Origin of the sequence: Pseudomarimonas arenosa, from assembly GCF_014841215.1 — a bacterium.
GTDB classification, from domain to species: Bacteria; Pseudomonadota; Gammaproteobacteria; order Xanthomonadales; family Xanthomonadaceae; genus Pseudomarimonas; species Pseudomarimonas arenosa.
The window spans coordinates 1-22,053 of record NZ_JACYTR010000074.1 but is presented as its reverse complement, the minus strand read 5'-3'; the positions used below and the strand labels follow the sequence as shown (position 1 = coordinate 22,053).

21 protein-coding genes are annotated in these 22,053 nt (G+C 64.7%); 10 read left to right on the top strand and 11 right to left on the bottom strand.

Features of this window, described 5'->3' with window-relative positions:
• Positions 1-290 precede the first annotated feature (290 nt).
• Positions 291-1,193: a hypothetical protein gene (locus IFO71_RS19675; RefSeq protein WP_192031393.1), complete on the bottom strand. Its 903-nt coding sequence runs from the start codon at positions 1,191-1,193 to the stop codon at positions 291-293.
• 68 nt (positions 1,194-1,261) lie between these two features.
• Between IFO71_RS19675 and IFO71_RS19670 the strand changes: the two genes are divergently transcribed.
• Positions 1,262-2,122, top strand: coding sequence for a hypothetical protein (locus IFO71_RS19670; RefSeq protein ID WP_192031392.1), 861 nt, complete (start codon positions 1,262-1,264; stop codon positions 2,120-2,122).
• Between the two features lie 25 nt (positions 2,123-2,147).
• On the opposite strand, the gene IFO71_RS19665 is transcribed toward IFO71_RS19670, so the two are convergent.
• The 6 genes from IFO71_RS19665 to IFO71_RS19640 form a co-directional block, all read right to left on the bottom strand.
• Positions 2,148-2,894, bottom strand: a complete 747-nt coding sequence (locus tag IFO71_RS19665; RefSeq protein ID WP_192031391.1) for a class I SAM-dependent methyltransferase — start codon at positions 2,892-2,894, stop codon at positions 2,148-2,150.
• Positions 2,895-2,902: 8 nt separating this feature from the next.
• A complete protein-coding gene (gene motB, locus IFO71_RS19660) occupies positions 2,903-3,871 on the bottom strand; it encodes a flagellar motor protein MotB (RefSeq protein ID WP_192031390.1) in 969 nt (322 codons plus the stop codon).
• 32 nt (positions 3,872-3,903) lie between these two features.
• Positions 3,904-4,758, bottom strand: a complete 855-nt coding sequence (gene motA / locus IFO71_RS19655; protein ID WP_192031389.1) for a flagellar motor stator protein MotA — start codon at positions 4,756-4,758, stop codon at positions 3,904-3,906.
• A gap of 82 nt (positions 4,759-4,840) precedes the next feature.
• The gene (locus tag IFO71_RS19650; protein ID WP_192031388.1) at positions 4,841-5,176 is read right to left on the bottom strand and encodes a hypothetical protein; all 336 of its coding nucleotides are present in this window, start codon (positions 5,174-5,176) and stop codon (positions 4,841-4,843) included.
• Positions 5,177-5,251: 75 nt separating this feature from the next.
• Positions 5,252-5,743 (bottom strand): GNAT family N-acetyltransferase, encoded by a 492-nt coding sequence (locus IFO71_RS19645; protein WP_192031387.1) that lies wholly within the window; start codon positions 5,741-5,743, stop codon positions 5,252-5,254.
• 76 nt (positions 5,744-5,819) lie between these two features.
• Positions 5,820-6,722 (bottom strand): alpha/beta fold hydrolase, encoded by a 903-nt coding sequence (locus IFO71_RS19640; protein ID WP_192031386.1) that lies wholly within the window; start codon positions 6,720-6,722, stop codon positions 5,820-5,822.
• A gap of 91 nt (positions 6,723-6,813) precedes the next feature.
• Here IFO71_RS19640 and cls point away from each other — a divergent pair, with 91 nt between their 5' ends.
• From cls to IFO71_RS19620, 4 genes are all read left to right on the top strand, one after another.
• The gene (gene cls / locus IFO71_RS19635; RefSeq protein WP_192031385.1) at positions 6,814-8,232 is read left to right on the top strand and encodes a cardiolipin synthase; all 1,419 of its coding nucleotides are present in this window, start codon (positions 6,814-6,816) and stop codon (positions 8,230-8,232) included.
• 143 nt (positions 8,233-8,375) lie between these two features.
• A complete protein-coding gene (locus IFO71_RS19630; protein WP_192031384.1) occupies positions 8,376-8,666 on the top strand; it encodes a hypothetical protein in 291 nt (96 codons plus the stop codon).
• Positions 8,667-8,669: 3 nt separating this feature from the next.
• Complete coding sequence (locus IFO71_RS19625) at positions 8,670-8,921, top strand: GlsB/YeaQ/YmgE family stress response membrane protein (RefSeq protein ID WP_192031383.1); 252 nt, start codon at positions 8,670-8,672, stop codon at positions 8,919-8,921.
• 17 nt (positions 8,922-8,938) lie between these two features.
• Positions 8,939-9,430 carry a GNAT family N-acetyltransferase gene (locus IFO71_RS19620; RefSeq protein ID WP_192031382.1) on the top strand — a complete coding sequence of 164 codons (492 nt, stop codon included), beginning with the start codon at positions 8,939-8,941 and terminating at the stop codon, positions 9,428-9,430.
• A gap of 63 nt (positions 9,431-9,493) precedes the next feature.
• On the opposite strand, the gene IFO71_RS19615 is transcribed toward IFO71_RS19620, so the two are convergent.
• Positions 9,494-12,352 carry a GGDEF domain-containing protein gene (locus tag IFO71_RS19615; protein ID WP_192031381.1) on the bottom strand — a complete coding sequence of 953 codons (2,859 nt, stop codon included), beginning with the start codon at positions 12,350-12,352 and terminating at the stop codon, positions 9,494-9,496.
• 156 nt (positions 12,353-12,508) lie between these two features.
• On the opposite strand from IFO71_RS19615, the gene IFO71_RS19610 reads away from it, so the two are divergent.
• The 4 genes from IFO71_RS19610 to IFO71_RS19595 are packed head-to-tail and all read left to right on the top strand — an operon-like array spanning position 12,509 to position 15,155.
• Positions 12,509-13,051 carry an RNA polymerase sigma factor gene (locus tag IFO71_RS19610; RefSeq protein WP_192031380.1) on the top strand — a complete coding sequence of 181 codons (543 nt, stop codon included), beginning with the start codon at positions 12,509-12,511 and terminating at the stop codon, positions 13,049-13,051.
• Positions 13,048-13,485, top strand: a complete 438-nt coding sequence (locus IFO71_RS19605; protein ID WP_192031379.1) for a hypothetical protein — start codon at positions 13,048-13,050, stop codon at positions 13,483-13,485. Before IFO71_RS19610 ends, IFO71_RS19605 begins: the two co-directional genes overlap by 4 nt.
• Before the next feature lie 23 nt (positions 13,486-13,508).
• A complete protein-coding gene (locus IFO71_RS19600; protein WP_192031378.1) occupies positions 13,509-14,375 on the top strand; it encodes a PDZ domain-containing protein in 867 nt (288 codons plus the stop codon).
• A 27-nt stretch (positions 14,376-14,402) separates the two neighbouring features.
• Positions 14,403-15,155, top strand: coding sequence for a pyridoxine 5'-phosphate synthase (locus tag IFO71_RS19595; RefSeq protein ID WP_192031377.1), 753 nt, complete (start codon positions 14,403-14,405; stop codon positions 15,153-15,155).
• Positions 15,156-15,209: 54 nt separating this feature from the next.
• On the opposite strand, the gene hrpB is transcribed toward IFO71_RS19595, so the two are convergent.
• From hrpB to IFO71_RS19580, 3 genes are read right to left on the bottom strand one after another with little or no spacing between them, the layout of a single operon-like run.
• Positions 15,210-17,720 carry an ATP-dependent helicase HrpB gene (gene hrpB / locus IFO71_RS19590; protein WP_332309421.1) on the bottom strand — a complete coding sequence of 837 codons (2,511 nt, stop codon included), beginning with the start codon at positions 17,718-17,720 and terminating at the stop codon, positions 15,210-15,212.
• 5 nt (positions 17,721-17,725) lie between these two features.
• The gene (locus IFO71_RS19585) at positions 17,726-18,598 is read right to left on the bottom strand and encodes a c-type cytochrome (protein ID WP_192031376.1); all 873 of its coding nucleotides are present in this window, start codon (positions 18,596-18,598) and stop codon (positions 17,726-17,728) included.
• 29 nt (positions 18,599-18,627) lie between these two features.
• The gene (locus IFO71_RS19580) at positions 18,628-19,749 is read right to left on the bottom strand and encodes a TRAP transporter substrate-binding protein (protein WP_192031375.1); all 1,122 of its coding nucleotides are present in this window, start codon (positions 19,747-19,749) and stop codon (positions 18,628-18,630) included.
• A 171-nt stretch (positions 19,750-19,920) separates the two neighbouring features.
• Between IFO71_RS19580 and IFO71_RS19575 the strand changes: the two genes are divergently transcribed.
• Positions 19,921-21,894: a serine/threonine-protein kinase gene (locus IFO71_RS19575; protein WP_192031374.1), complete on the top strand. Its 1,974-nt coding sequence runs from the start codon at positions 19,921-19,923 to the stop codon at positions 21,892-21,894.
• The last annotated feature ends 159 nt before the right edge of the window (positions 21,895-22,053 follow it).

Genomic DNA, 22,053 nt, shown 5'->3' with positions numbered 1-22,053 from the left:
ATTGCGTCTGAATTCCGGAAAAACATCCCAAAAGCAGCCAAATCCGGTCTGCGAAGGCCACACGAACGTCCGGTCGGGACGAACGTCGCGATCTTGAGGGGCTCGTGAAATATCCGGGCTAGGCGCAAAGCGGTCTTTTCCTGCCCCGGGCACCTTTGTGCGTCCTTTTTCGCCGCAGCGACTGCTGCCGCGGAACTCACTGCCCGATGTTCAGGGTGGGTGGGCTGGGAGAAGCCAGGGAAAACCAATCCCTTAGCGCCCAGGCGCCTGGCGAGGCCGACCTCGAGGCATCAATCGGCGGGTGCAGATGCCCCGGCGAAGTACGCTGGCATCATCGGCCACAGGGAAAACCCCCAGGTCTTCTCCTTGATCAGGCCTTCCCAGTAGCTGGCAATGCGCTGCCGAAGGGCGGGATCGCCGGCATCGAACGGGCCCTGGATACGCAGTTCGCGCCGGCCGTCAGTCAGGTCCAGGGCGATGGTGAAGATCACCAGCGGAACTCCGGCATCGCGGGCGATGCGGATCAGGCCTTCGGTGAACAGGGCGGGTCGGTCGAACAGGGTCACCGGCTGGGCCAGCTTGGTTTCAGTGGGCGGCACGTCCGGCGTACCGATCACCCAATTGCCACGCGCCAGTTCGGCCTCGGCCTTCTTCAAGGTGCCCGGAGCATAGATCAGGGGACAGCCGCCGGCTCGGGCCAGCTCGGCCAGTCGCAGCCGACCGTACCAATAGGCCAGCCACGAGCCCCCCATGCTGCGCTTGCTGAAATGCCCGGCCAGCACCGCCGATGACGGCCCGGCAAAATGCAGCGATCGCACCCCCCACATACCGGCGCACCAGTGAAAGAACACGCCCACGGCGGCCTGTTCAGTGCAGGGCCAGCGGCCGACCGTGGTCGCATGGCGCGTGAGCCAGCCGCGGCTGCGGGTACGCGACAGCCAGTAATCGGCGTGATCAACCAGCCGGCACGTGCGGTAATCGCGCGCCCAGGCGGCGGGATCGTCGATCGTGACCCATTGCTGCGCTGCCTGCAGGGCGGCACGCCATTCCTGACTGAAAAGACGCGACCAGCGCGACCAGCCGCGCAGCCAGCGATAGCCGAGCGACCAGGGCAGCAGCACGCAGACCGCTGGAATCAGATACAGCTCGATCAAACAGCGCGATTCGATTCGCAGCCAGTTCGGCAAACGCAAGGCGGGCGGCTCGCTTAAGTCATGCGGGGGCTGCTACTTTAGCCCTCCCTCTTCTTTCTGCGTAGGGCATGAGCAACCGCATTCACTGTCTGGGCGCGCTGGCGCTGGAGCTTTCCGCCAGCGGCGACGCGCCGCGTTCGACCCTCGAACGGGCCGAGGCCGAAGAGCTGGCGGCCTTGTTGGCCCGCGACCTCGGCCAGCTGCTGCCCGGCGCCGAGCGTTTGGATGGCGCGTTTGCCGCCGCCCTGTACGATCCGGCGGAACTGCTGCGGCCCGGCTGGCCGGTGCATTCGGCATTGACCGAGCTGGCCGAGCTGGCGCCCGGCGCCCGTGGCGGCCGGGTGATCGCGGTCGGTGCGCACCAGGGCCAGATGCCCAGTGCCGCCCTGCAGCCCGACCCGCAGTTTCAGGGCGGCCTGCTGCGCCTGCTGCCCTTCGCCTTGATCGGCGAACCCGAGCGTGCGTTGGAAGTGGGACGGCTAATGGAAGAGCGCCTGCTCGACACCGGCATGGCCGGCGCCGGCACCGCGCTGCAGGCACAAAGCGGCTTCGGCGCCACCCTGGAACATGCGCGCTACCTGTCGATTCACGATCTGTGCGCGCTGATCGCCCACCAGTATCAGCACGCCGGTCTGGCTGACATCTGGCGCCTGATCGAGGCCGCCCTGCTGTCGCCGGACTCGGCGGAATGGCTGGATAGCGACGACGGTCTGATTGCGGTCGGTCGCGGCCATCAAGTTCGCATCGCTGACCCCAGTCCGAGCATCTGGCGCCATCGGTTTGGCCGCTTGCATGCCGACGTCGACGGCGCCTGGCAGCGCTACCAGATCGGCCTGCGGCAACTGATGGCGATTCTGGCCGCGCATGGCATCGGCGTGGAGAAAGTACCGCTGGGCATCGACGAAGACCCACGTCAGCTGCTGCATTGAGCAGCCGATTGCGGCTGATAGCGGCCTACAGCCGATAAACCAACAACACATCCCCGTTGCGGCCCAGCTCAATCGTCTGGCTGGGCAGTTGCTGCGGCACGGCGAATCGATAGCTGATCAGCAGACTCCCCGGGCGCATTTCCTGGCAGCACTTAGCCCATAACTTGCTCATCGGCGCTGGCGACAGGTAGGCGTACACCACATCATAGTCAGCCAGATCGATCTGCCACAGATCGCGCCGCCGCCAGCGCACCGGCAGGCCGGCCAGGCGCAGGCGCAGGGCGCCGATCAGATAGGGCAGCGGCGCCCATTCAGTGGCATCGACGCGCCAGCCGGGCCTGGCCCGCTGTACCGCCATCGCCGGCCCGGCCAGCCCGGCGCCGAGATCGAGAAAGCAACCCTGCGGGCGCTGCGGCAACAGGGACGGCAGGGCGCGTCGGACACGCGCACCAGACAACCATAGCGGCACTCGCGACTGAAAGCTGGCGCCAAATAGCAGCAGCATGGCCAGCCCGAGCATCAGCCAGATCCCGGGCGCAGCCTGGCTGCGCAAGGCCAGGATCACCAGCAGCGGCATCAACGCGTTGATCGCCACCCACCAGATCGGCAGACCCAGCCACCGACTCAGTAGGGCACTGCCCGACACGGCCAGCAGCAGCCCCCCCAGCCAGCCGCCGAGCGGTGAACCACTCCAGGCCCAGGCCAGCAGTACGGCCGCCGCCGCACCCCATGCCACCAGCGAGCGCAACAGCAGGCTAAGGGTGGAGGGCATTGAATCGGCTACGGCCGATCGGCCGCCGGCTCATCGACCTCGGCGGGCGCCTGCTCCTGCGACGCGGCATTCTCAGCACCGGCATCGACCGGCGGCGCATCATCGGGATCCCCTTCGCGCTGTTCGATGGCTTCCTCGGTGTCCTTGTTCATCACCACGATGGCAATACGGCGGTTCTGCGGGTTGGTCGGATTTTCCTTGTCCAGCAGCACGGTGGACGCCAGACCGACCACGCGCATCACCCGATCAGGAGCCAGACCACCGGAGATCAGCTGCCGACGTGCGGCATTGGCACGATCATTGGAGAGCTCCCAGTTGCTGTAGCCCCCCTCGCCGCCGACGAAGGCCGTGGCATCGGTATGGCCGGAAATGCTGATCCGCTTGCCGGTGTCATTGATCAGCTGAGAGATTTCGCTGAGGATTTCGGCGGCATAGGGCTTTAGATTGGTCTTGCCCTGATCGAACATCGGCCGATTTTCCTGATCGACGATCTGAATGCGCAAACCCTCGCTGGTCAGGTCGAGCAGCAGCTGGCCCTTGTACGGCTTGAGTGAGGGGATGTTATCGATGGCGGCAGTGATCTGCTCTTTCAGCTCCTCCAGCTGCTCGATCTCCATCTTCTTGGCGATCTCTTCAGCCTCCTGCTCGCTGATCTTCTTGATCTGCTCGGGGTTGCCACGCTTGGCTTCGCCTTCGACCTTCTGCAGCTCTGTGCCGCCGCCGGGCAACGGCCGGGTCTGCTCACCGACGTTTTCACCGCCCATCAAGCTGAGCCGAATCGGTGGGTTATTGAAGTAGTCGGCGAGACCGCGCTTGGTTTCCTTGTCGGCCACCGCCAGCAGCCACATCAAGAGGAAGAACGCCATCATCGCAGTGACGAAATCGGCATAGGCGATCTTCCAGGCGCCGCCGTGATGCGCGTGCCCCTGCACCTTCTTGATCTTCTTGATGATGACCGGGCGTTCTTGTTTCGCCATCGTCTCGCCAATCGTTCGGTGAAATCACGTGTTCAGCGCGGAGTCTTGATTGCCTCTTCCAGCTCGATGAACGAAGGCCGCACATCGGAGAACAGTACCTTGCGCCCGTACTCCACCGCGACCGCCGGCGAAGCGCCGGACAGACTGGCCAGCAGGGTCTCTTTCACGCATTCAAAGGCCTTGCTCGATTCGGTCAGCTTCTGCTCCATCACCGCCGGCACCGGGCCGAAAATGCCGTAGCCGAACAGGATGCCGACGAAGGCGCCGACCAGGGCGGCGCCGATCATATGGCCCAGCACCGCTGGCGGTTCGTTCAACGAGCCCATGGTGATCACCACGCCCATCACCGCCGCGACGATACCGAAGGCCGGCATCGAATCGGCCAGCTTGGTCAGCATGTTGATCGGCACATGCCCCTCCTGATGATGGGTCTCGATCTCGGCATTCATCAGGTCTTCGAGCTCATTCGGATCCATCGTGCCGGACACCATCATGCGCAGGTAATCGCAGAGGAACTCGATGATGTGATGGTCACCCATCAGGGTCGGGTAGTTGGGAAAGATCGTGCCGCCCTCGGGGTTCTCGATTTCACCCTCGATCGAAATCATGCCCTCCTTGCGGATCTTCGACAGCACGGCATAGAGCAGGCAGAGCAGCTCGGTATTGACCGCCTTGCTGTACTTGGCCCCCTTGAACGCGCCGGGCGCGGCACGCAGCACAGCTTTCAAGGTACCAGGCGTGCAACTGGCGATAAACGCACCCATGGCGCCGCCAATGATCATCATCATCTTGACCGGATGCACCAGGGCCGCCATATGCCCGCCGGAGACGATGAAGCCGACAAAGATACACGCCAGGGCGATCACCCAGCCCACAATCAGCAGCATGCTGCCCCCCAGGTTTCAGGTGCCGGCTGACCCGGCGCTGTTTCCAGAATAGATGGTACCGCTTCTGTCCTGATGCTCGGATTCACGACTTAAGATCAACATAGCCCTGTTCAATGGCGCGCTCCAGGGCCGCAAACGCGTTCTTCGACTCCTCGAAGGCTTCACGCTCATGGCGCAAGGTCTGCAGCAGCAGCTCCGCTTCCGATGATCCACTGGGCGTTTGACTGACTGCCAGAGCGGCACGCAGGTAGCGCGCCCGGGTCTCGGCCACAAACGAGGCAAAACGCACGAAGCTCTCCTTGTTGAGCTCGGGAATGCGCTCGTGGATGACCTCGCGATTGATTCTGCGAAGATCAAACTCGACCTGCTGCAAGAACAGCTTCTGGCGCCGAAGCAAGCTATCGTCATCCAGGCTCATGCCGATCTCCCGGTGCTGGAACGCTGAGTAAAGCATACGCTGCCGCCCGGGCAATCGACAGCCCGCCGACATCCTTCACTCTTTCTTGATCAGCTCGGCCACCCAGGGCATGGTCTCTTCCATCACGCGATAGGCGGCATCCTGCATGCCGATGGCCGCATAGGTGGCCTGTGCGCGATGGTTGTCGCGCTCCACGTACAGGCGAATTCCACACACATCGCTGCGTTGCAGCGCCTCCTGCTGCACCGAGCGATACAGCGCCTTGAACACGCCGCTGCGGCGCGCCTCGGGCGTGATGTACACCGACTGTATCCACCACCAGTCGGCGCAGCGCCAGTCGCTCCACTCATAGGTGATCATCAAGGCCCCGACCACCTTGCCATCGCGCTCGGCAACTCTATAAACGCCGCGCTGCGGCTGCGCCAGCACGGCGGCCACCCCGCGCTCCACGGTGGCGCGATCAAGGCGCTTGTGCTCGGTTTCCCAGGCCATGGCCAGGGCAAAATCGGCCAGCAGGTGGATATCGCCACGCTCGGCGGGTCGGATGGTCAGCGCGACTACGCCCATGCGGGGTGACCTGACAGTAAGAGGTGGGCGCATTGTTGTATGCCGCTGTCGCTCCAGCAAGGGGCCAAAGCCAGCATCAAGGCATGACCAGCGCTTCGCCTGGCGCTGCGGCCACGCTGGACAACAGCACTTCCTGCGGACTTGCCGGTGGTTCGCGCGGCACTTCGTGCGGTGCATCGATGGACAGACCGTCGGGCAACTCGGCGTCGCACAGAAAGGCTTCGATGCAACGATTGGTGGCCTGAATGGCATCGAAGGGCGTGCCGTGTCGACTGCCTGCCACCACCCGGATCTGCGCCGCCATCTGCTGCGCCCAGCGCCGCTTTTCCTCCAGCCCGGTGTAGTCGAATTCACCAGCCAGCATCAGCATCGGCGACTGCCGCTGATGCAATCGATCGGCGGCGCACCAGTCGGCCAGGGCGCGCGCGCAGCGCAAATAGGGCTCGGCCAGACTGCCGCCGATCACCTCGATCACGCGCTCGCGCATGGCCTGCTGCGCCGGGTGCGGAAACAGCCGCTTGCCGATCAAGGCAGCGCTGCGGCGCATGCCCAGCACACGAACCAGTGCCATCTGAACATGATATTCCAGCGCCTTGCGCCAGTGATCGACGCGATAGCTGGGCAGGCTATTGATGGTGACCAGGCGGCTGATCCGCTGCGGCTGCTGCAGGGCCAGCTCCAATGCCACCGCACCGCCCATCGAGAATCCGACCACGGCGCAGTGTTGAATCGCCAGACGATCGAGCAGGCTTGCAAGGTCGGCAGCAAAACCAGCAATTGAATAGGACCCCGGCGGACGTTCACTGCGTCCGCAACCACGAAGATCAGGCACGATGAGCTGAAACTGGCGCGACCAGGCCGGCAACTGAAAGGCCCAGTCATCGCCACTGGAACCCAGGCCATGGATCAGCAGCAGCGGCGGACCCGCTCCATAAGCGCGCACAAACAGACGGCAATCACCGATGTCGATCAAGGGCATGTCGTCTCCGAGCGCAGCCGGCGCAACCTCGAAGCCAGATCAACACGGGTCGGCAAGAATCTCCTCATGGCTGCGATGGTATAAGCCGGAGATGGATTTGGCACATCTCAGCACCTGGTGGACGATCGGCTCCTTGGTCTGGGCCGCGTATCTGCTGGTGTTGGCGGTCTGGATCGTGCTGCAGAAGCGCTCCCCCTTTGCCACCCTGGCCTGGCTGTTTGCCCTGGCGGCGCTGCCCGTGCTCGGCTTCGTAGTCTATTTCTTCCTCGGCCCGCAGAAGATCAAGCGACAACGCCTGCGGCGACAGCGGCTGCGTCAGCAAAGCCGCTGTGAGGCCAGTGCCGCGCCGGAACTGGAGGCCGGGTTGCGTCGTCGCAAACAGAGGCTCAGCCGGCTGGTCGAGAAAGCCACCGGCGCGCCCTTGGCCAGCGCCGAGCGCATCGATCTACTGGTCGACGGCAAGGCGACCTTTGCAGCACTGCTGCAGGCCATCGCTACGGCCCGGCAACATGTGCATCTTGAGTACTACATCTTTGAGCCCGATGATGTTGGCCAGAAAGTGATTCAGGCCTTGTGCGACGCGGTGGAACGTGGAGTTCAGGTGCGACTATTGGTCGATGCGGTGGGTTCGCCACGAATGCGCGGTCGACGATTGCGCGCACTGCGTCGCGCCGGACTGGAGGTGGCACGCTTCCACCCGTTCCGGCTGGCCACCCTGCGACCGCTGCTCAACCTGCGCTGCCATCGCAAGATCGCCGTGATTGACGGCGTCATCGGCTTTACCGGCGGGATCAATATCAGCGCCGAACAAAGCGGCTCCAGCGCCACTGAAGGCTGGCATGACCTGCACTTGCGAGTGCAGGGACCGGTGGTGGGCTGGTTGCAGGGCGTGTTTGCCGAAGACTGGCTGTACGCCACCCGCCGGCCCCTGCCAGAAAAGGACCTGTATCCGCCGCTGGCCGCTGGCCAGCTCTCGGCCCAGGTAGTGGCCTCCGGCCCAGACAGCGATGCCGAAGCGATTCACCGCTGCTATCTGCAAGCCATCAGCGACGCGCGCCAACGTGTCTGGCTGGTCACGCCTTACTTCTCACCCGGCGAAGCGGCCTTGTATGCCCTGAGCAATGCGGCTCTGCGCGGCGTCGATGTACGCCTGCTGCTACCGCAGCGCAGCGATTCACGAATAGTCTCGGCCTGCGCCCGCTCCTACTACGATGAACTGCTGGCGCGCGGCGTGAAGATCTATCAGTACCCGGCACGCATGCTGCACGCCAAGGCCATGCTGGTCGATGACGACTGCGCCCTGGTCGGATCGGCTAACTTCGACCTGCGCAGCTTTCGGCTGAATTTCGAGATTGCCCTGCTGGTCTATGAGCCAAACTTCGTGCGCGATCTGAGTGCCCAGCTGAGCGCCGATTTCGAGGCCTCCGATCGGCAGCACCTGCCGCGCCGACTCAGTCACTGGGATCGCCTGGCCGAGGCCGGCGCCCGCCTGCTATCGCCAATCCTGTAGCGCCACGCCTCATCGCCGATGGACTGCCCGAACCACCGCGGCAGCGCAGGTTTTCGACCACCGGTTCGGTGGAATGCCAAGCCGATTCCAACTTTGGCTCGATGATCTACTAAACTGTCGACGTTTGACTGTGGATCGTATGCATGCCCTGGATCATGTTTGCCCTCGCCGTCGGCTGTTTCGCGGTGGCGATCAATACCCAATCGATGGGCTTGGCGCTGCTCTGCCTGCTCGCCGCACTCGGTCTGATGCTCAGCGGTGCCCTGGCCATCATCTCGGCACGCATTCAGCGCAGCAGCCACGACGGTGGCGCCCAGCTGAATCCTGCCCTGGAGCGCCACCGGCTGAAGCAGACCATGGCCAAGCCTGATGCTGAGCCAGCTGCGGTCGCGGCGCCAGCGGCACTGACCGATGTCAGCGATGTTGAGCGTTAGCCGATGACCCTGGAGGGCTTCATCACCATGGCCCTGGTCGGCCTGCTGGCCGGCTGGCTGGCGGGATTGGTGATGCGCGGGCGCAAGCGCAGCGTGCTGAGTCACCTGCTGATCGGCGTAGTCGGCGCCTTTCTCGGCGGCTGGCTGCTACCGATGGTCGGGGTGCGGATCACCGGCGGTTTCCTCGGCGCGGTGCTGGAAGCCTTTCTCGGCGCGGTGGTGCTGTTGGCGCTGATCGGTGCAATCCGCCGCTAGGCTAGACGGAGAAATAATTGAGCTTCTCGATTCGCCATAGCGAGCCGGCCGACATCGAGCGCATTCGCGCCATCTACGCCCAGCCCTCCAATGTGGCGGCCACCTTGCAGCTGCCGTTTCCATCAGCGGAACTGTGGCAGGCACGACTGGGCCACTTGAACGAAGGCTTCTACAGTCTGATCGCCTGCGCCAACACCGAGGTGATGGGCCAGATCGGCATTGATGTGTTCAGCGCCCCGCGGCGCAAGCACGTGGCCAATATCGGTCTGGCGGTGGCCGAGAGCGCTCGGCGTCAGGGCGTGGGCTCGGCCCTGATCAGCGCGGCACTGGAGCTGTGCCACGGCTGGTTGAACGTTCGACGGGTCGAACTTGAGACGTATACCGACAATCAGCCGGCCATTGCCCTGTTCCACAAGCACGGCTTCGTCACCGAGGGCACCTGCTCAGGGTATGCGTTTCGCGCCGGCAGCTATGCCGACGTGCACCTGATGGCGCATATCGCCGGCTGACCACCGCTCGCTACGGCGGCCGCAATCTCAACACATAGCTTCACTTTTGCGCTGAACGACCACTCAGGCGGCGGCCGCCATCACCCGGTTGCGACCGGCCCGCTTGGCGGTGTACAGGGCATCATCGGCATCGCGCACCAGCTGCAGGGGATCGCGCCCGGCACGCGGCACCTCGGCCGCCACGCCGACACTGACCGTGTTCGGCGAACTGCTGCCGTCGAATGCGGCGCGCATCGACTCGGCCCTGTGCAAGGCTTCGTTGAGATCGGTGTTGGGCAGCACCACGGCAAATTCTTCACCGCCAAAGCGTGCCAGAAGCTCGCGCGGCGGACGCACCCGCCCAGCCAGCTCGCGCGCCACGCGGACAAGCTCCTTGTCGCCTTCCAGATGCCCATGGCGATCGTTGAACTGCTTGAAGTAGTCGACATCGACCATGATCACCGCCAGCGGCTGTCGCTGATCGGCGCAGCGATCCCATTCGCGTTTCAGTGCCTGCTCCAGCGCTCGCCGATTGGCCACGCCGGTCAGACTATCTTCGGTCGCCAGCTCGGCCAGCTTGGCATTGGCTGCCTCTAACTCAGCGGTACGCTCGGCAATGCGCTGTTCCAGGCGCCGATTGGCCGCCAGGTACTGCCGGTATCGAAAGCGCACGAACAGATGCGCCACCGCCAGCAGCACCAACACCACCGCGAACACCAGGGCAATGCGTGCACTGGAAGTCTGCCACCAGGCCGGAAGCACACGGAACTGAAACTCCAGGGGCTGTGCCACTCGACCCAGTCGGGTGCGGCCTTCCACCCGCAGCGTGTAGCTGCCCGGCCCGGGATTGCGCAGCGTCAGTCCCGGTCGGGTCGGCGTCACCCAATCGCTCCAGCTGTTCAGATAACCGTCGATGCGAAACCGCGCCTCGACACCCGGATCCATGGTCGGCATGACATAGTCGAAACTCAGTGCATCAGACCCGGCCAGCTGCAAAGCCTGCCCCGAACTCAGAGGCAGACGCTGACTATCGCCTTCGCTGCTGCGCAATTCAAAGCCGGCCAGTTCAACCTTCAGCGGCGCCATCGCAGGCTCGCTGATCCGCCCGTCATACTGCAGCACGCCGCTCCAGTTGATCGCGCGCAGGATGCCGTCCGCATCGATACGCATCGAACTGATACCGCGCACGCCGCCTGCGCCGAGCTGCATCGGCTGCCAATCCTGGGTGCCGGGCAGTCGGCGCAACAGCAGGTTAGGGGTGAAGGCGAAGTCACCCAACTCGGTTTCCGCCAGACCCATTTCAAAAGGTCGCTCGGCACGGCTGAAAGGTTCGCCCAGGTATTCCGTTGCACGGCCGTCGATCAGCTCGAATACGCGCATGCCACTGACCACGAACAGACGCCGCCCCAGCGGCTGCATCACCGAGCCGAAATTGGGGTCGACCTGCAATCCCTCGGCAGCGCCGATGCTGCCGCGCTGCAATAACTCGCCACTGACCGGATCAAAGCGCCAGCGCTGCAGATCACCGCGATAGTTGTCCAGCAACAGGGTCTGATCATCCAGTTCCAGCACATCGCTGGTCGACACCGCGCCAAGTGGCCAACGCGCCAGCAGCTGCCAAGCGGGTTTGTGCTTCTGCAGCAGCAGCACTTCCGAGTCAGCGAATGCGTACAACAGATTGGGGTGGCGCTCGGAAGGCTTGAAGGCGAACAGACTGTCGGTTTCAACCAGCCGCTCGACACGACCATCCGGATGGCGGAACAGGGCGCCAGCTCGGTCGCCGATCAACAGCCCGTGGGCATCCGCATACAGGCCGGAAGCCTCCAGACTGGTGGCCACCTCGAGCTTGAACTGCAGTACCGCCCCTTCCGGCTGACTGGCATACACGCCGGCCGATGTGGCGACCCATAGACGATCCTGATGAAACGCCGTGGCGCGGGGTGAACCGATCAGGCCATTCTGAGCGCCAAACAGGCTCCAGGGCGAAGGCGCCTTGACCCGCAGCAAGTCACCCTCGGTCGACACCCACAGACCGCCCTCGCGGTCATCCTCCATGCTGAGGATCGAATACGGTCCGACCTGATGCACCGCCAGCAACTGCAACTCGGCGTTAAGATGGATCAGCTCACCGGTGGTGCTGGCGATCATCAGCGAGCCATCGCGCAGCCGAATGGCGGCATTCGATTGATAGCGCGACAGCACCGCATGGTCGGCGCCGCTGACCCGCGCGATGCCCTCGGCCTCAGAGCGAAAGAAGCCGTCGTCAGTGATCAACAAGGTGCCCTGATTCCAGGGCAAGGCGGCGGCCAGCGGGCGCTCGGCAAGAAAACTGCCGCCCGGCTCCAGCATCGGTACACCACGCTCTATTCGGGCGTAGCCCTTGCCATGCACCCGGCTGTAGATGCGGTCACGAATGACGAACAGGCGGCGGGCCTGCGGATCGGCCGGCCAGACTTCACGCTGGCCCTGATAGCCGAGAAAGTACAAGTGCTCATCACTGCGAAACAGCACGCCCTCACTGGTGCCGGCCACTTCCCAGATCACGCCGAAGATAGCGTCTTCGCGGCCAAGACCAAACTCGGCGGTTAGATCTTCGAACCGGTACAGGCCAGTCTCGTCGATACGCAGCCGACCAAACAGATCGTAGCCGCCGACATAGACCACCCCGTCGTCGCCCAGAAACAGAGCGCGCGCTGGACTCAGGCCAGGCAGCTCGATCAGCTCCCAGCGCAAGCCGTCGAACACCAGCACACCGCGGGAGTTGGCACAGAGCAGAATGCCGTTGGGCAGCCCTAGTACGCCATAGTTGGCCGGGTCACCGCCGTAGTCGTTGGCAGTGAAGCGCTGCAGCAATGGCTGGCCCTGAATCGGCACGGCAGAAATCACCGCGGCTGGATTCAGGAGCAAAGCCAAGACCAGAGCGCCCAGCCATTGCATTTTCATGCCGAAAGTGTCGCGCAACTGAACTCGCTTGCCTATGGGGGCGACCGAACCGGCCCTGGTTTTCACCGACTTACGCGATAGGCCTCACAATTTGAGCGCGCCGCGACGGTTTTGCCGTCTCGCCCGTCTTACCCACATAGCAGCACGAGACCGTCGATGAGCAAGGACGCAGGATTTGGCCAGGACATCGAAGCTGCCGTTCTGGCGCGAGCACAGCGTGGAGACAGTCAGGCCTTGGAATCGATCTATCGCATGTACGCCCGGGCGGCCTACCTCACAGCACTGCAAATGACCGGCCGACCCTCGAATGCCGAGGATGCGGTGCACGACGCCTTCATTCGCGCCTTCGAGCGCCTGTCGAGCTTTCGCGGCGATGCGCCGTTCGGCGCTTGGTTGAAGCGGCTGTTGATCAATGTGGTGATCGACAGGTTGCGCATCGAACGCCGCTGGTTCGGCAGCGAAGTGCTGGATGAGCAGGTGCTGAGCGAGGAGACCCATTCGGCCGAACAGATAGACGCGCAGGCGCTGCTGGCCCAACTCACGCCACGCGCGCGCAGCGTGGTCTGGCTGCATCAGGTGGAAGGATTGTCGCACCCGGAGATCGCGCACATGTTCAAGCAGTCGGAAAGCTGGTCGAAATCCCTTTTGGCGCGCAGCCTCAGCCGGCTGCGTCAACACGCACAGGAGAGCGCAGCATGAACCACAAGGGTTGCGAGCAAGAGTCCGTGCCCGCCGCGGGCCTGTTCCCTGCACTCGATACACGCACGGTGGAAATGCCGGAAGAGGCGCTGTGGCAGCGCATTCGCAGCACGCGCAGCGCGCAGCGACGACGGCGGCAGCGGATACGCGGCAGCGCCATCGGCCTCGGCGGCATACTGGTCGGCGCCGGCCTGATGCTGGCTCTGAACGCGCCACCGGATGTGGATGCGCCGGCCATGGCCGAACAGCCGCCAGCGCCACCGGCCTCGGCGCTGGCTGGTAGCGCCGTCAGGGCGATCGATCGAAGACTGCAGGCCGCCTACGACCGCAACGCTCACCCCGATGAAATTCGCCGCCTGTGGCAGTTGCGCGATGCAACCGTGACCGGCAGCGATCAGGCCGGCGCCGTGACGACCACCGTACTTGAACTCTGACTTTGGCACACTGGAAACCCACTATGAAGACGTGTCTCGCGAATACCTCACTGGCCCTGAGTCTTGCCGCCCTGCTCGGTGCCTGCCCCAGTGTGGCAGGCGAGGCGCTCAACAGCCTCGATCAAGCGGTGCTGGACATGACCTCCGGCGGCGCCCTGCTCGAGGTGGTCGAACAACCCCCGCGTACGGTCTGGGAACTGGGCGCCGTGGTCGGCGCGCCTGAAAGTGAAAGCGCCCCGCGGATCATGGCGGTGACTCCGGGGGCTGCCGCCCAGCGCATGGGACTGCGCACCGGCGATCGCCTTCTAGCGGTCAACGAGCAGCCCCTGCCTGCCGGCAGTGAGGGCGCCAGCCTGCTGCGCCAGGCGCTGTCCTCAGCCGAAGGCCAGATCGCATTCGAAGTGCAGCGAGACAATCAGATCGTGCCTCTGGAGGGACCACTCGATCGGACCGATGTGCCGGGCTACCGCCTTGAAATCGCTACCACGGCGGCCTCTTCCGGTGGCGGCGCTGGTGACGGCAGCAGCTGCGCCCGGGTCAGTACCTTTGACGTCAGTCCGCGGACACAGGAGCTGCATCGCGCCGTGCTGATCGCCATCGACGGCGAACTACCGGGGCCGCTCAGCGCAGCGACCTTCCGCATCACTCCAGGCAAGCACGTGCTGAAGGTGGCCGAAGCGATCGACGGCTACGAGTTCACCCCAGTGCAGCTGCGGCAGCGCAATCGGCAGATGCTGGATGTCCGCTACAAGGAGCTGGAACTGGTGGCCGAGCCCGGCATAACCTATCGTCTGGCGGCCAAGTTGCATCGCGATCAGCGCCACCAGATCTATAGTGGCAACTACTGGGAACCGGTGATCTGGAAGGAAAGCCCGGAACCCTGTCGTTGATGACAGCCCTACGCGAAAGGACCTCGCATGCCCACCCAGCTCAGCGTCAACGTCAACAAGATTGCCGTGCTGCGCAATTCGCGCGGCGGTGGTGAACCTGACCCGCTGCGTGCCGCCAAGACCTGTATCGCTGCCGGCGCAAACGGCATCACCGTGCATCCGCGACCTGATCGCCGGCATATCGTGGCTGAGGATGTATATCGACTGCGCGATCTCTGTCGCGGCGCGGTGGAACTCAATATCGAGGGCAACCCGTTTGCGCCAGCGCGGCCGGGCTATCCCGGCCTGATTCCGCTGGCCGAGGCGACGCGGCCCGAGCAGTGCACCCTGGTGCCGGACGCCGACGGCCAGATCACCTCCGACCACGGCTTCGACCTGGCACGCGATGCCGAGCGCCTGCGGCCGCTGATTGCGGCCCTGAAGCAGGTCGGCTGCCGGGTCAGTCTGTTCATCGATGCCGGTACCGAACAGCTCGACATCGCCCGCGACATCGGTGCCGATCGCATCGAGATCTACACCGGACCGTTCGCCGAAGCGCACGCCGCCGGCACGGTTGCCCCCGCGCTGGCAGACTGTGCCCGCACCGCTCGCGCCGCGCAGGCCGCAGGCCTGGGGGTCAATGCCGGCCATGACCTGAGCCAGTCCAACCTCGAAGACTTCCTGGTTGGTGTACCCGAGGTGCTGGAGGTATCAATCGGCCACGCCCTGTTCTCCGAAGCGATCTACGCTGGGCTGGACGCCACGGTGCGGCGTTATTTGGCCCTGACCGGGGCCACCTGAACCTGCCGTTGCTGGCTGGGTGGTGGTGCGCGAACTGCAGCCCACCCACCTGTTCTATCGGCTGCGCGGCTTGGCTCGATGGGTCGGCACGGCCGACCAGGGATCGTCAGGCCAGGGGTGCTTGGGGTAGCGCCCTTTCATTTCCTTCTTCACCTCAGGATAGGTCCGCTCCCAGAAGCCACGTAGATCCTGGGTCACCTGCAGCGGCCGGCCAGCGGGCGACAGCAAATGCAAGGTCAACGGCACTCGACCATCGGCAATTCGCGGCGTATCGGCGAGACCGAACATCTCTTGCAGTTTCACTGCCAACACCGGCGGCTTGCCGTGTTCGTAGTGGATCGGTCGCTGTTGCCCCGAAGGCACTTCGAGCCGAACTGGCGCCAGCTGCTCCAGTCGCTGCTGTTGCTGCCAACTGAGCCGGCTGCGCAGGCTATGCGCCAGCTCCTGCTCGCTGAGTGCACTCAACCGGCTCTTTCCGGCCAGCCCGGGCTGCAGCCAGTCTTCCACTGAATCGAGCAAGCCGGAATCGCTGAAATCCGGCCAATCCGCCTCTTCCCGCCACTCACCGATGCAGCGTGCTCGCTCAAGCCACTGGCTAAGGGCTTCGGTCCAAGGCAGGGCAGCAAGACCGAGCTGGCGCACCGCATCAACCAATGCCTCGGCGTAGCGCGACGGATCGGGATTCGGCAGTGGCTTCTGTTCCAGCACGATGCGCTCAAAACGCAGCTCGCGGAGGGCGACAATGGCACGCTTCGCGGCGTCCCAGCGCACCACATCCTGACTGCCAAAGCGACTCGGAAACTGCTGCCGAAGATCGGCTTCACTGAGCGGCAGGCCGCGCAGGATATGGCCTTCGCGCTCGGCATAGCGCAGCTCGGAAATCACGATCCAGGGCTCGCCATACAAGGCGCTGTCATCGAACAGTCGCGCGCTGCGACCATTGGCGAGCTGATAGCGCAAGGGATCCTGGGCGTGCTGGCGGGCGATGCGATCGGGAAAGGCATGACTAAGCAAGAGACCCAGACGAGAGGCCGCCGCATCAGCGGTCGGCGCCTGATTGATCCGCAGACGACGGCGCCATTGCTGCGCCGAGCGATCGATCGCCGCCAGAGCACTGCGACTGGCCGCGGCATCCGCACGGCCGGTGCGAAAGGCACTCAGTGCCTGCCAGCGGGCGTACAGATCGTCGCGTCGGCTAGCGCCGCCGCGCAGCGGATCGCGTGCTTCCAGCAGCGCGGCCAGATCACAGGCCAGGGCGCAATCCGCGGCGGGTGCGGCCAGCAGCATCGCCGCCAGCCGCGGCTCGGTACCCAGGCGCAGCATGCGCCGTCCGAGGTCGGTCAGCGCGTTGTCCTGCAAGGCGCCCAGTTGGCGCAGCAGATCGCGGCCGGCAGCCAGTGCGCCGCTTGGCGGTTGATCGGGGAAGAGCAGCTCGGCGCTGCCCCAGGCGGCCAGCTCCAGCGCCAGCCCGGCCAGATCGACCTGGGCTATTTCGGCCCGCCGCTGCGGTTCCAGGCGCTGCGATTCCGGCCAAAGGCGATAGCAATAGCCCGGCCCGAGGCGACCGGCGCGACCGGCGCGCTGATCGGCCGAGGCCTGACTGATCGCCACCGTGGCCAGTCGCGAGAAGCCACTATTGGGGTCAAAACGCGGTTCGCGCGCCAGTCCGCTGTCGATCACCATGCGCACGCCGGGCAAGGTTACCGAGCTTTCGGCGACATTGGTGGCCAGCACCACCCGGCGCCGGCCACTGGCCGCAGGTCGCAGCACCTCAGCCTGACGTTCCACCGGCAGTTCGCCATGCAAAGGCAGCACTTCAAGTTCCGTCGGCGCAGCCACGCCAGCCAGCACATCGGCACAACGGTTGATCTCACGCTGACCGGGAAGAAACACCAGCAGGTCGCCCTCTTGCCGAGCCAGGGCCATCTCCACACAGCGTTTCACCTGCTGCTCCAGCGACTCCTCGCGGCGACTGGCGTAGTGCTCGATAGTCACCGGAAACGCTCGCCCCTGGCTTTGCAGTCGGGGCGCATCGAGCAGCGCTGCCAAGCGTTCGCCGTCCAGAGTGGCCGACATCACCAGCACACGCAGCTCCGGCCGCAGCTGCGCCTGCACATCGAGGGTCAGTGCAAGCCCGAGGTCGGCACTCAGGTGGCGTTCGTGGAACTCGTCGAACAGCACCGCGGCAACGCCATCGAGGCTGGGGTCGTCCTGAATCATGCGGGTCAGGATGCCCTCGGTCACCACCTCGAGCTGAGTGTCGGCGCTGACCCGGCTTTCGAAGCGAATACGATAACCCACCGTTTCACCCACAGACTGACCGAGCGAATCGGCCATGAACTGCGCTGCCGCGCGCGCTGCAACCCGGCGCGGCTCCAGCATGATGATGCGGCCAGCGCCGCGCCAATCGGCGTCGAGCAAGGCCAGCGGCACGCGGGTGGTCTTGCCGGCCCCGGGCGGCGCTTCCAGTACCAGACGCGCGTGCTCGGCAAGCTGGCGCTGCAGATCAGGCAACAAGTCATCGATCGGCAAGCGGTTCTGCGCGGCCTCTGCCGATCTGCTCACAGCGTTCAATCCTTGGGCAGGGTCTGCAAATAGGCCCACATGGCACGCAGCTCCAGATCGCTCATCTGACCCAGCGACTGCCAGGGCATGAAAGGATCGAGCTGGCGACCGTCGGGCCGCAGCCCTTGGCGCATCGCGCGCATGAAGTCTTCGAGCCGCCAGTCGCGCAGGCCGCGCGGGCTGAGATCGGAGCTGGGCGGCGAATTGGGGCCATGTTGCAGGCCGCCGCGCAGGTCGACGCCATGACAGCCACGACAGACCTCGATCACATACTCGCCATAGGTCGCATTGGCCTTGGCTTCGGGCGCGCTGCGCGGACGCGGGCGGTGATCCAGGGTCTCGGCCGGGAAGGCCGGAAACTTGCCGAGCATGTTCAGCACCCAGCCGAGCGGCCGCAATCCTCCTCGACCTGGGTCGCGTGACTGCTCAGGCAACGTGCCGAGATAGGCCACCAGAGCAGCGGTGTCGGCATCGCTCATGCCATGAAAGTCACCGGCCGGCATGAAGAACAGTGGTCGACCATCTGCGCCGACGCCATGACGAATGGCAGCGGCGATCCGATCGGCATCGTAGCCCCTGGCGGCGAGCGCCTTGGGGGTGAGGTTACCGGCCACCACCCGCGCCACCGGCCCGGCATCCATGACCTCGGCGCCCCCGCCATCGGCGCCGTGGCAATCGGCGCAACCCCGCGTTATGTAGAGATGCGCGCCTCGTGCCATGGCATGGGAATCAGTCGGCAACTGCAGCGGCGGATCATTGATCGCGTAGTGCCTGCCGGCAGCCCCCTGATAATGCAGATAGCCAGCCAACAAGACGGCACCGAGCAACAGCAGCAGCACCAGCATCCCGCGCAGCAGCCACACAGCCAGACGTTTCATCATTCGCGCTCCGCTTCAGGCCTTGGTGATCAAAGCTCAACCAGGGCGCGCCGACTGGCGTAGTAGGCCACCTCCGAGATGCGGTGCCATTCCATTGCCCGTCGCTGGAACTCGCTGTACGAGGCGTAGACCTTGGCGGCAAACGGATCCTTGCTACTCATCTCGTCGAGCAAGCCGCGCGTCGCCGCCGCCAGCCCATGCAATACTGGTTCGGGTAGCGGTCGGAAATCGACCTTGAACTCGCTCTTCAACTGCTCCAGGGCCTGCTGATTGCGCGCCGTGTATTCGGCCAGCATGGCATCGTTGACCGCTCGGCAGCAGGCATCGACGATCGCCTTGAGGTCGTCCGGCAGGCTCTCAAATGCCTCCTTGTTGAAGATACATTCAAGTGTCGGCCCAGGCTCGTGCCAACCGGGGAAGTAACAATACTTGGCCACCCGATGCAGGCCAAAAGCCAGGTCGTTGTAAGGCCCTACCCATTCGGTGGCATCGATGGCGCCGCTTTGCATGGCAGTGAAGATCTCGCCGCCGGGCAGATTCACCGGGGTGGCGCCGACCCGCGCCATCACCTCGCCGCCGAGGCCGGGGATACGCATCTTCAAGCCTTTCAGATCGTCCAGGCTATTGATCTCGCGATTGAACCAGCCAGCCATTTGGGTGCCGGTATTGCCAGCCGGAAAGGGCACCAGGTTGAACGGCGCGTACAGCTCGCGCCACAGCTCCAGGCCGCCACCGTAGTACAGCCAGCCATTCATCTCCTGCGCGTTCAAACCAAACGGGATGGCGCAGAAGAACGGCGCTGCCTCGGCCTTGCCTTTCCAGTAGTAGGCTGCGCCATGGCCAATTTCGGCGGTGCCGCGACTGACCGCATCGAACACCTCGAATGCGGGCACCAGTTCACCCGCGCCAAGCACTTTGACTTTGATGCGACCGCCGGTGGCCTGCGTGATCATCTCACCGAGCAGGGCAGCGCCGCTGCCCAGGCCGGGAAAGTTGGCCGGCCAGGTGGTGACCATTTTCCACTGTCGCACCGGCTGCTCTGCACCGGCCGCCGCGCTCGGCGCCGGCCCCTGAGTCTGGGCGCCACAGGCCGCCAAGGTGGCGGCCAGACCGCCCAAGCCGGCGCCTTGAATCAGCTGTCGTCGCTGCATTGCTCTCTCCCCGCGCAAAGCGCCCAGTTTACTGACCGCGTTCACACTCGGCACCGTTCGGCCGCAAATATCGTCCGTTGGCTGAACCATCAGCCGCCCCCTTGCATCCACCACGGAACCCGTCTCGTAGCGGTGCTAGCATGGGTCATTAGGCTGAACTGGGTCGCTGCTATGAAGACGCAACTGGGTCATTACGAGATCGTCGATGAATTGGGCCGCGGCGGCATGGGCGTCGTCTACAAGGGTTTCGAGCCGGCGCTGAACCGCTATGTGGCGATCAAGGAACTGTCACCTTCGCTAGCGCACGACAGCAATCTGGTCGAGCGCTTCCTGCGCGAGGCGCGCTCGATGGCGGCGCTGAACGACCCGCATATCATCCAGATCTACTACATCGGCACCGAGGAGGAGACCGGCCAGCCGTTCTTCGCCATGGAATTCGTCGAAGGCGATTCGCTCTCCGGCCTGCTCAAGCGCGAAGGCAAACTCAGTGTTGAGAACGCACTGAAGATCATGCGCCAGACCGCGATGGGCCTGGCCACGGCGCACGACAAAGGGGTGATCCACCGCGACCTGAAACCCGGCAACCTGATGCTGACCCCGCGCGGTCACGTCAAGATCGCCGATTTCGGCATCGCGCTCGCCACCCAGGATTTCGCCAAGAAGCTGACCTCGACCGGCGAGTTCGTCGGAACGCCTGGTTATCTGTCGCCGGAAGTGTGCCTGGGCAAGACCGTCGATCAGCGCTCGGACATCTTCGCCCTCGGCATCGTGCTGTACGAAATGCTGGCCGGCCGCATGCCCTTTGTCGAAGAAAGCCCGCTCGGCATGATGCTGGAGGTGGTGAAGGCGGAAATCCCGGATATCCGCAGTATCAACAACGCGGTCGACCCGCAATGCGCCGGAGTCCTGTCCAAGATGCTGGCCAAGGAGCCGGCCGATCGCTTCCAGAATTGCCACGAGCTGGTGGCAGCATTGGAAGCCCATCCTCTGGTCGCCAAGGGCGGCACTGTTCAGCTGAATATCGCCAAGCCCTCGCCGGCTGACGCCACCGTGGTCGGTGCGCCTACGCCGGGCTCACAGAAGCAGCGCGTGCCAACGCCACCGCCGGTCGCACGCACACCGGCGTCGTCTGCTGCTGCGGCCGCACCGCCGCAGCAGCCGCCGGCACACGACCCGACCCGCCCCAGCGCAGCTCGGCCCTCGGCGCTGGAACGCCCGGAGCGGCGCGCTTCGCGACTGCCGATGATGCTGGCAGCGGCAGCCCTTGTGCTGGCGGTGGGCTTGGCGTTTGCTTTCCGCGGCACGATCGGCGAGCTGCTGATTCGGTCCGATGACCCGGCGATTGCCGCCAATCCCCCGGCCGAGCCGGCAGCGACACCGAACACCTCCGCAGCGAGCAACGCTGCCAGCAGCCAACCGGCGGTGCAGGTCGGCCAAGGTCCTGCTGGCGATTCGCCGCCGACTATCAGCACCGTCAGCGCTGCCGGCTCTCAGGGTACCGCGCTCGACCCGCAGCTGCCGACGGTCGAGGCAGGCTCGATGAGTGGCCCCAGTCAGGCGCAAACCGACGGACTGGCCGCCAACGACAACGGATCGGTAGCCCGGCCGGCCCTGGCCAAGGCCCTGCTCGGCTCGCGCGGCGAGGCCAGCGGTGGCGGCCAGCAGATCGCCAAGGCCACCCCGCCAACGCCGGTCAGTCTACCAGTGCCGCCGCGGGTGGCCGTGGTCTCGCTGGGCGACCGCGCCCTGGCCGACTCGGCCAAACAGCTGATCGAGGAGCGCTTGCTGGCTGAAGGCTTCGACGTGCTCGATCTCAGCGTGATCAGCGGCGTCGAAGGGCGCGACCTGCCCGGCGTATTCCAGGCGTTACGCCGGGAAGCTACCATGCTGGTGGTGGTGCGGGCCGACCCGTTGGGCTCGGAGAACCTGGCCTACTACGGCCAAAGTTCGACCGTCTACACCGCCAACCTGTCGGTACGTGCCTATCTGATCGGCGATCGTCGACCGTTGGGCGCCGGGTTCCGCGAGAAGGTGATGTTCGCCACCCTCAACATGGAAGAAAAGGCTAGCGAAGCGGTCACGCCGCGGCTGCGCCAGATCGTGCAGGAGTTGATTCCACACCGCAGCCGCAAGGGCCAGGGATAGTCTGGTCTTCTGCCCGCCATCCGCCGGCCGACCCAAGCTAGGAGCCTGGGCGGCAGAAACCTGTCTCGATAATATCGCGGCATGCCGACGACCTATCGCCCGTATCACCCAGACCAGAGTTTTCTTCTTCCGCCGTCTCCCGCTGAGTGGTTGCCCGAG